The sequence below is a fragment of the Neisseria sp. P0021.S005 genome (genome assembly GCF_051956955.1).
Genome location: NZ_JBQCWY010000558.1, coordinates 1 through 2,015, shown reverse-complemented (window position 1 = coordinate 2,015; position 2,015 = coordinate 1). Strand labels below are relative to the sequence as shown.

Here is a 2,015-nt window from a genome sequence, read left to right as displayed (position 1 = left end):
TGTACGAAGAGCTGGAAACCGTGCTGATTACCAGCGATATGGGCATGGAAGCCACCGAATACTTGATGAAAGACGTGCGCGACCGTGTCAGCCTCAAAGGCCTCAAAGACGGCAACGAATTGCGCGGTGCGCTGAAAGATGCGCTGTACGACTTGATTAAGCCTCTGGAAAAACCTTTGGTCTTGCCGGAAACCAAGGAGCCTTTCGTGATTATGCTTGCCGGTATCAACGGCGCAGGCAAAACCACATCTATCGGCAAATTGGCCAAATACTTCCAAGCGCAGGGCAAATCTGTGCTGTTGGCGGCAGGCGATACTTTCCGTGCCGCCGCGCGTGAGCAGCTTCAAGCTTGGGGCGAGCGCAACAATGTAACCGTGATTTCGCAAACCACAGGCGATTCCGCAGCCGTTTGTTTCGATGCTGTCCAAGCCGCCAAAGCACGTGGCATAGACATTGTGCTGGCCGATACAGCCGGCCGTCTGCCGACGCAGCTTCATTTGATGGAAGAAATCAAAAAAGTGAAACGCGTGTTGCAAAAAGCCATGCCGGATGCGCCACATGAAATCATTGTCGTGCTTGATGCCAATATCGGTCAAAACGCCGTCAACCAAGTAAAAGCCTTTGACGAAGCGCTGGGCTTGACCGGCCTGATCGTCACCAAGCTCGACGGTACGGCCAAAGGTGGTATCCTTGCCGCCCTTGCCTCTGACCGCCCAGTTCCCGTCCGCTACATCGGTGTAGGCGAAGGCATCGACGATTTGCGTCCGTTTAATGCCAAAGCGTTTGTAGATGCCCTATTAGATTAAACAGACAGGCTGAGGCTTGTCAACGCAGTTTGCGGGGGATTTTTGAGCCGTATTTAGAAAGACTCAGCATTCGGTTGAACCAGCCAAACAGGCTGTTTAAAAAGGCCGTCTGAAACCTAAAATCAGGTTTCAGACGGCCTTTATTTTATTCGCAGGTTTAGTTTTTCCGCGCAGTAACAAACTCAGCCAGTTGGCGCAGGCGCAGGGCTTTGCCGCCGAATGGCTCAATCAGGGCAACAGCTTCTGCAATCAGCGTTTCTGCGTAAGTACGCGCGGCGTGCAGGCCCATCAGTTTGACGTAGGTCGGTTTGTCGTTGTCCGAGTCTTTGCCGGCGGTTTTGCCCAAGGTGGCGGTATCGGCTTCGCAGTCCAATACATCGTCGATCACTTGGAAAGCCAGGCCCAATTTGGCAGCGTAGCGGTCTAAGGTTTGGATTTGCGCCGGTATTAAGTCCGGGCAGGAAAGTGCGCCTAAGGCCACGGCCGCGCGGATGAGCGCGCCGGTTTTGAGGCTGTGCATCTGTTCTAATTCGGCCTGATTCATGGCTTTGCCGACATTGGCCAGGTCGATGGCTTGTCCGCCCGCCATGCCGAGGCTGCCGGATGCCTGGGCCAGCGTGGACAACATGGCAAGCTGGCGTTCGGCAGGCAGGCCTGTCGGACGGCTCAGTACATCAAAGGCTTGGGTTTGCAGCGCATCGCCGACCAAAAGGGCGGTTGCTTCATCGTATTGCACATGGCAGGTCGGTTTGCCGCGGCGCAGGCTGTCGTTGTCCATCGCCGGCATATCGTCGTGAACCAGCGAATAGACGTGCACCATTTCAATGGCCGCCATCGCCTGCTCGACGGCATTTTGGTTTGCTTCGCCCAATTCGGACGCGGCAAGGACCAAGAGCGGGCGCAGCCGTTTGCCGCCGCCGAGGGTAACGTAACGCATGGCTTCGTGCAGCGTGTGCGGCACTTGGCTTTCAGACGGCAAGAAATGCGCCAGCAGCAATTCGGTTTGCGCTTGGGCTTTTTGCTGCCATGTTTTGAGTTCATTCGCCGGGTTCAAGGTTCAACTCCTTCAGTTCGCCGGCATCCAAGACTTGCAGTTTCTGCTCGACTTCCGCTAATTTGGTTTGGCAGTATCTGACCAATTCGTTGCCTTCCTGATAGGCGGCCAGGGCGTCTTCCAGCGGCATTTCGCTGCTTTGCATGGCTTGGGTC

At 55.4% G+C, this 2,015-nt stretch carries 3 protein-coding genes; 1 reads left to right on the top strand and 2 read right to left on the bottom strand.

Going from position 1 to position 2,015, the window contains the following annotated elements:
* The coding region (gene ftsY, locus ACTHUE_RS16805; protein ID WP_440424030.1) for a signal recognition particle-docking protein FtsY at positions 1–806 on the top strand (806 nt) is incomplete at its 5' end.
* 157 nt (positions 807–963) lie between these two features.
* Here ftsY and ACTHUE_RS16800 read toward each other — a convergent pair.
* Positions 964–1,860 (bottom strand): polyprenyl synthetase family protein, encoded by an 897-nt coding sequence (locus tag ACTHUE_RS16800; protein WP_070814727.1) that lies wholly within the window; start codon positions 1,858–1,860, stop codon positions 964–966.
* A partial coding sequence (xseB, locus tag ACTHUE_RS16795) for an exodeoxyribonuclease VII small subunit (RefSeq protein WP_440424031.1) occupies positions 1,844–2,015 on the bottom strand: 172 nt, incomplete at its 5' end. The genes xseB and ACTHUE_RS16800, both read right to left, overlap by 17 nt.